The organism is Promicromonospora umidemergens, from assembly GCF_024171995.1.
GTDB lineage: Bacteria > Actinomycetota > Actinomycetes > Actinomycetales > Cellulomonadaceae > Promicromonospora > Promicromonospora umidemergens.
Window position 1 is genome coordinate 22809 of record NZ_JAMTCT010000035.1, and the last position, 7359, is coordinate 30167.

Annotated in this window: 5 protein-coding genes; 4 read left to right on the top strand and 1 reads right to left on the bottom strand. The window is 70.9% G+C overall.

Annotation, left to right across the window (positions count from 1 at the left end; genetic code table 11):
• The first annotated feature begins 41 nt into the window (after positions 1-41).
• From APR04_RS28810 to APR04_RS28825, 4 genes are read left to right on the top strand one after another with little or no spacing between them, the layout of a single operon-like run.
• Positions 42-3254 (top strand): lantibiotic dehydratase, encoded by a 3213-nt coding sequence (locus APR04_RS28810; RefSeq protein WP_253877791.1) that lies wholly within the window; start codon positions 42-44, stop codon positions 3252-3254.
• Entirely contained in the window at positions 3251-4453 is a 1203-nt protein-coding gene (locus APR04_RS28815; protein ID WP_253877793.1) for a lanthionine synthetase C family protein, read from the top strand. Before APR04_RS28810 ends, APR04_RS28815 begins: the two co-directional genes overlap by 4 nt.
• Positions 4435-5373 carry a thiopeptide-type bacteriocin biosynthesis protein gene (locus APR04_RS28820; RefSeq protein WP_253877795.1) on the top strand — a complete coding sequence of 313 codons (939 nt, stop codon included), beginning with the start codon at positions 4435-4437 and terminating at the stop codon, positions 5371-5373. Before APR04_RS28815 ends, APR04_RS28820 begins: the two co-directional genes overlap by 19 nt.
• A complete protein-coding gene (locus APR04_RS28825; RefSeq protein WP_253877797.1) occupies positions 5370-6551 on the top strand; it encodes a hypothetical protein in 1182 nt (393 codons plus the stop codon). Before APR04_RS28820 ends, APR04_RS28825 begins: the two co-directional genes overlap by 4 nt.
• A 490-nt stretch (positions 6552-7041) precedes the next feature.
• Here APR04_RS28825 and APR04_RS28830 read toward each other — a convergent pair.
• A partial coding sequence (locus tag APR04_RS28830; RefSeq protein WP_253877805.1) for a hypothetical protein occupies positions 7042-7359 on the bottom strand: 318 nt, incomplete at its 5' end.

Here is a 7359-nt window from a genome sequence, read left to right on the forward strand (position 1 = left end):
CGTACGGGTGCGCCACCAGCCTGATCCTGGAGGGATGCCCGATGCCCACGCGACTGCGCAACACCGGCCCGCTGCTCGTACGGGCATCCACCGCCCCCACTGACCTGCCTGACCCTGCCGGACTTGACCTCGCCACGGCTCCCACGCCCGACCTGCTGGGCTGGCTGGCCACAGCCTGGGCTCACGACGGGCTTCGTGAGGCGGTCACGGTCGCCAGTCCAGCCCTGACCCAGCGGATCACGACGCTACTGGCCACGCCTGTCATCGACGCTTCCGGCACTGTCCTACCCGATGCTGTTGGTTCTCGTGCCGCCGAGCCTCGTGTGATGCGGCGCGCCGTGCGCAGTCTGGCGACCTACGTGATCCGGTGGCAGCAACGCTGCACCCCGTTTGGGCTATTCGCCGGCGTCACTACCGCCGTACCGAACTCCGCCTCCTCCGCCTCAGGTCTCACCGCCTCACAGGATTTCGCGGCCTGGCGACCGGTTGCGCGGCCGGATGCTGAATGGCTCCGCCTGACCGCTGCCGGCCTGGCGGGCGGCACCGATCTCTCCGCGCGGCTGATGGTCACCGCGAACCCGCTTGCCGTCGAGCGTGATGGCCGGATCCTGCTCGAGCCGCGGCTGGTCGGGGACGGTCGGGGAACCACGCTACGAGACGTGTCGATCCGTGCCACGCCTCTGGTGCGCGCTGCACTGACGACCGCCCGCGAACCCGTCGCACTGACAGCTCTGACCGAACGGCTCGCGCGGGCGACCCAGGCCGACGAGGTCCGCCGCACCCGGCTGCGCGTCCTGCTGGACACCCTCATCGACCGGGGGTTCCTCATCTCTTCCGCCGTCCCGGCCTCCACGTCCAGCGACGGTCTGGACGATCTCCTCTCGCTCGCCGAAGCCGTAGGGGCGCCGGCCCGGGCAGCGTTGGCTCGCATTGGGGAACTGCTCGACGAGTACAACGCGCCCGACGGCGGCACAGCCAGGCGCCGTGAAGCACTGACCGCTCAGATGCGTGAGGTCACCCCGGAGGCAACCACGCTGATCGCGATCGACACGCGCTTCGAAGGCGCCTTCACACTCCCGGCGTCGGCGGTGCGGGAGGCCGAGCGCGCCGCGTCGGTGCTGCTGCGGCTGTCGACCGAGCCGTTCGGTGCGGTGCGCTGGCTCGACTACCACGCCCGGTTCCGTGCCCGCTACGGCACCGCGACCCCGGTCCCGGTCACCGACCTTCTCTCCGACGCCGGCCTCGGCTACCCGACCGGCTTCCTCGGCGCGCCCCGGACACGGCCGGCATGGCGGCAGATCACCGACCGTGACTCCGTCGTGCTCAACCGCCTGCACCGCGCCGCCCTGGACGGCACGGACGAGGTCGTCCTGACCGAGGCCGACGTCGCCGCGCTCACCGTCGGCGACCCGCAGACCGCGGTACCCCCGGCCCGGTGCGAGCTCGGTTTCACGATCCACACCTCGTCACCGGACGCGCTGTCGCGTGGAGACTTCCGGCTGCTGGTCACCGCGGCACCGGAGTCGTGCACCACGATGACCGGTCGGTTCGCTCACCTGCTCGACCCCGTCGGCCAGGACAACCTGGCGCGCCACGTCCGCCAGCCTGCGGCCGCGCCCGACCGGCCGGTCGTGGCGCAGCTGGTCTTCCGGCCGCGGCGAGAGAGCGCCGACAATGTGGTTCGCGTACCAGTCCTGACCGATCACGTGATCGTCCTCGACGAGCACTACGACGGCCCCGCCACCCGCATCGGCATGCACGACCTGGCTGTGACCGGTGACGACGAGCAGCTCTACCTCGTGCAGGCCTCGACCGGGCGCCGGGTCGTGCCGGTGTTCCCGCACGCCCTGGAGCTGACCTCACGCACGCCGCCGCTGGTGCGGTTCCTTGCCGAGGTCTCCGACGCGCGATCGATCGTGTTCCGCCCTTTCGACTTCGGAGCCGCCCGCACCCTGGACCACACTCCGCGCTTGCGGTACGGACGCACGATCCTCGCCCCTGCCCGCTGGATCCTGCACACCGGCCAGCTCACCAAGCAAAACCACGAGCAGCGCAGCGGGCGCGGCTCGTGGTGGGACCGGTTCGACGCCTGGCGTACTCGCCACCGGGTGCCGGCGCGGGTCGTGCTGGCACAGGACGGCACGCACCTACCGCTGGACTTGGACCAGCCGCTGGACCGGCACCTGCTGGAGCACCTGACCGCGGGCAAGGACGTCGTCGAGTTCCACGAGCAGATCCCTGACGGTGATGGGTGGCTCGGACGCCCTGCCGAGGTCGTGGCACCAATGACGCCCAAGGACCCGCCCGACCGCCTCCCACCCAACATGCTCCGCGGCGCCACGGATCGCGCAGTCCCAGACCGCACCGCTACGGGACTGGCCTCGGTGAGCCGGCCCGCTCCTGGCCGCCCTCCGAGGGGTCTGCTGAGTGAGGGGGTGGTCGCGGTGCGGATCGCGGGCAGTCCTGCGCGGTTCGACCAGCTCATCACCGACCATCTGCCTCGCCTGGCCCGCGAGGTGGCTGCCACGCACCCGCACCGCTGGTGGTTCACCCGGTTGCGGGACCTGGTCCTGCCCGAGCGCGACCAGTACCTGCAGATGACCCTCGATCTGGGCGACCCCTTGGCGGCCTCGGAGGTGCTGCCGGTTGTCGTCCGAGTCCTGGAGGACGTGGCTGCTGCGGGGCTGCCGTGCGAGGCAAGCCTGCACGCCCATCACCCGCGGACCGGCGTCTTCGGCACCGGACCCGCATTGCAGGCGGCCTACGACGTCTCCGCTGCCGACGCGCTGGCGAGCGTCGAACAGATCCGCCTCGCCCGCGACACTCCGGTATCCGGGCAGGGTCTGGCGGCGGCCTCGTTCGTCGCACTGGCCACCGACCTGACCGGCGGCACTGCGGCCGGATACCGGCTCGTGCTGGACACGGTCCCGCACACCCCGGGCAAGCTCGACCGGGACGCTGTCGAAGCCGCGTTTTCGTTCGCGGACCCGACGGACGAGCACAAGCAGCTACGCGCAGCGGGGGGCGACACCGTCGCCGACGCCTGGGCGACCCGACGAACCGCCCTGACCACCTACCGGACCCTGACGGCCACCAGCGGCCCCGTGCTCGGCACCGTAGTCCAAGCGCTGTGGCGCGACCACCACGCCCGCGCCCTGGGTGTCGACCCGGACACGGAGCGGACCACTCGTCTGATCGCACGCCGGGCCGCCCAACGGCTCGTCGCACTTGAGAGGGCCGGGGTACACCGATGAGCGCCCCGATCCTAAATCAGACCACCGCCCATACCTCGCCCGGGGTCTCGTCGCAGTCGCTGGCCGAGGACAGTGCCGGTCTGGTCCTGCTATCTATCGAGCACGCGATGACCGGGGCAGCGACCTGGGACCAGGCCCGAGCGGGCCTGCGCGCCCTTGCGACGACACCGGTCGACGCCGCCCAGCACACCGGGCTGTTCTACGGCGCGCCCGCTCTGACGTTCATCCTGCACACCGCACAGGCGGACGGGCGCCCACGCGGCCAAGCCACCCTGAGCCGGCTCGACGACCTCGTGTCCCGGATCGTCCGGGCCCGGCTGGACGCCGCCGCACACCGCTCCGCCTCCGACGCGGCACCCGAGTTCGCCGAGTACGACCTGTTCCACGGGCTCACCGGGCTCGGCGCCCTACTGCTCCTACGGCGTCCCAGCAGCGACGTCCTGGCCGACGTCCTGCACTACGTCGTCGACTTGGCCCAGCCACGGATCCGAGACGACATCATGCTGCCCGGGTGGTGGGTAGACCACGACCCCGACCCTTCCGCGCCCACCCCGGGCGGGCACGCGAACCTCGGCATGGCTCACGGCGCCGCAGCGCTCCTGGCTCTGCTCGGCACCGCGGCCCGCCGAGGGATCATCGTGGACGGGCAGCTCGACGCGATCGCGGCACTCCTGAACTGGTTCGACCAGTGGCGTCAGAACGGCCCGCGCGGCACCTGGTGGCCGCAGTGGCTCACCCGCGACGAGCTGCGCACTGGACGACCCACCGACTCGCACCCGCCCCGCGTGTCGTGGTGCTATGGCGCCCCCGGGATCGCCCGCGCCATCCAGATCGGCGCCATCGCCACCGGCGACCACACCCGACGCGCCACGGCCGAGGCGGCGATCGCCTCCGCACTGACCAGCGAGCAGATCGAGCGGCTCACCGACCCGGGCCTTTGCCACGGGATCGCGGGCCTGCACCAAACCGCCTACCGCGCCGCGCTGGACGCCATCGACACCACGATCGCCGACCGCTTGACCGCCGTCGCGCCGTACCTGGCCCGCAGCGCCACCATCGACGGCGCCGACTCCCCCGGCGAGGGCGGCGGCGATCGGAGCTTCCTGACCGGGCGCTCCGGTGTCGACCTGGCCGCCTCGACCCTGCACCACCACCGACCACCTACCTCTGGATGGGACGCATGCCTGCTGATCAGCTGACCCGCTCCGAACCCCTGGCTGCCGCGGTCATGGACGCCCTGACCGCATCAGTGCCCGAGGCGGCCGATCGGCACGGCATCGCCTCCGACGTGCTCGCCGATGCTGTGGACGCATACACCACCGCTGGCCTGGCAGCCCTAACCCCGAGCGGTGACTCCCGGTGGACCCAGGCCAACATCTCCCTGCCCAGTGATGCTGCGCGCGATGAGGTTGCTCGCGCGCTCGACGACCTCGGGCAGGACGGCGCCCATCTGGGATGGTGGTTCCTGAACAAGCCTCCCGGGTGGCGCATCCGTCTGCTGGACGCCGACCGGGCCGCGCTCGCTCGCTCCCTGGACGTGCTGCGGGCCGACGGCGTGATCGCGGAGTGGACGTGGTCGGTGTACGAGCCCGAGACGACGGCCTTCGGCGGTGCCGCAGCGGCGATCTGTGTGCACGACCTGTTCTGCGCCGACACCCGTGGCGTCCTGGCTCACCGCGCCGGGCCGAAAGGTCTGGGCTCGAGGGAGACGTCGGTTCTCGCCCTGGCTGGCCTGGCCCGTGGTGCGCGCCTGGACATGTTCGAGACCGGGGACATGTTCGCCAAGGTCGCCGCCCTGCGCCCGCCGGTCCCGGTCGAAAGGGCCGAGGAGGTGCGCCACCTCGCCGAGGCGCTGCGCCCGCACCTGCTGGCCCACCCCGACCCGGCCGAGCTCGCTTTGATCGTCGGCGATCACCTGGAACTGTGGATGACCGCTTTCCAGGCCGCGGGGTCTCAGCTGGCGGACCTGGCCAGCACCGGGCACCTACAACGTGGCCTGCGCTCGGTGCTGGCCCAGGTCGTGATCTTCCACTGGAACCGCCTGGACCTGTCCGTCGGCGCCCAGACCGCCCTCGCCGGTGCAGCCGTCCACGCCCTGCTCCCCGGAGACAACTCTTGACCACACCGACGGGCACCACGCCTGCCGCCGGCGCGCACACCACGATGGAATTCGACGCCGCTGTCCGTCGCTTCCCACTCGTGGCCTGGGCCCGGCCCGCCTGCCCACCCCTGCCAGAACGCGTCGCGGACATCGCCGACCAGGCCAAGAACCTGCGCGACGCGCCCCCCGACCGTGAGACCGCAGAGAGCGCCGCCGCGCTGCTCAACCTCGCCGCACTCATCGCCTCCGACTGCCGCGACGCAGCCCTCGCCGAGGACCTCTGCCACCAGCACCTGGACACCTACCTCAGCCACGACCGACCCGTCGCCTACGCCGACGCACCACTACTGCTCGGACCAGCGACCAACCTCGCCCGGCTGCGAATGCGCGCCGCCGACGGCGACACGGCCCTGACCATCCTGGTCAGTCTGCTGCGCGGCGTGCAGCACAACACCGACGTCACCGTCGATGACCGCACCCTGCCCCTGTCGACCCTCCACGGGCCGGCCACCGAACGGCAGGAACTCGTGACGTTCGTCTGGCTCCAGCTACTCACCGACGGCACTAAGGCCCTGACCCTCGCCGGCCGGTGGGCCGACGCCGCCCGCCTCGTCCATGCCTACAACGGGATCGGGCTGCATCTGTTCGAAGGACGACAGATCACTGTCATCGACAACCTGCTCAAAGGCGACCCAAAGGCCGCCCGGGAGGTCTTGGCCGACGCCGAGCTCAGCGAACCTTGGGAGCACGAGGTCGCCGCTTGCCTCAGGTTGCTTCTCGCCGCCCCCACTGACTGCTCGACCGCGATCGAGAACCTCCTCGCCCTGTACGACGCCGCCGAAGGGCACCCCGAACGACCGCACTACCGGGCGCGCCTCGGCGTCACCGCGAGCGTCCTTGTCTGTTCCCACGATCAACAGCTGGCCGACGACGTCCTGCACCGCACCGCGCTAGAGGCCCTCGAAGCGCACGACGGGTACGCGGCGCGCGAGGTGCTCCTGCACCCACGCGTCGACAAGGTGCTCGGCGCCGAGCGGGTCGCCGAACTGCATCAGTGCGTCGGGACATGCGGCCTCAAGGGCGGACGCCTCAACGGAAGGGTCCTGGCCATCCTCATGGACGCTACTGGCAGTGCACTGCGAACTCTGGGACGGGCGTACCGCACCAAGACGGAGACTCGCACGGCGATCACTTAGAACTCGCCGTGCTCTGCGACCACCGCACCTCGGGCAGTTCCTCGCCGGCCGCGAGGTACAGCCAAGTCCCGTTGCCCGGGCCTGCGCACACCGACCACATTTGGGGCCCGGTCGTGGGGTTGCTCGTCCACCGTCCCGGTCGATGGAATTGATTACGAACGAGCTCGTGGTGGCGGCGGACCATGAGAGCGCTGGTGTTGCCTTTACTACCGCCGACCAACTGTCGGGGTCATTGGGGCGAAGCCGCCCGTCAGGCTCTTGTGAGGCGTGGCGTGATGGCGGGACGGGCTGGGCGCTGGAAGAGCGCACCAGAGGGGTAGTCGGCGCGCTCTACGGTCCGTAGGTGCTCGAACCCTTGGCTCCGGTAGTACTCGTGCAGGGCGTGGTTGGTTGTCCAGGCGTCCAGGCGTAGCCAGCGTGCGCCTTCTTCGTAGGCCCGGTTGCCGCACCAGTCCAGGAGCTCGCCGCCTAGGGCGTGTTTCGGAATGGGTCAGCGGCGGCTGGCCCATTCCAGGACATCAGTAGCGATAGTGCTCGGGTCAGCGGCGGTGGTCGTGGTGTGTTCGCCGGTGCCAGGGTCCTCGCGTTCGATCTCGTAGCCGCCCAGGAGCCCGCGGCGGGTGTGGACGGAGATCGCCCACTCGAGTTCTTCGTTGTCGGGGAACACGACGAAGAACGTGTTGTCGCTGGAGTTCAGCTCGCGGACGAGTCCGACGAGGTCGGCGTGGTCAGGAGCAGCGACGTATCGGCCGCCCTCGGCGTCGGCGTAGTAGTCCACGAGCCCCAGGATGCCAGCCCGGTCAGGCCG

Excerpts from the sequence above, each read along its gene's own strand:
- APR04_RS28810 (WP_253877791.1), top strand. The coding sequence starts at position 42 with ATGCCCACGCGACTGCGCAACACCGGCCCGCTGCTCGTACGGGCATCC.
- APR04_RS28815 (WP_253877793.1), top strand. The coding sequence starts at position 3,251 with ATGAGCGCCCCGATCCTAAATCAGACCACCGCCCATACCTCGCCCGGG.
- APR04_RS28820 (WP_253877795.1), top strand. The coding sequence starts at position 4,435 with ATGCCTGCTGATCAGCTGACCCGCTCCGAACCCCTGGCTGCCGCGGTC.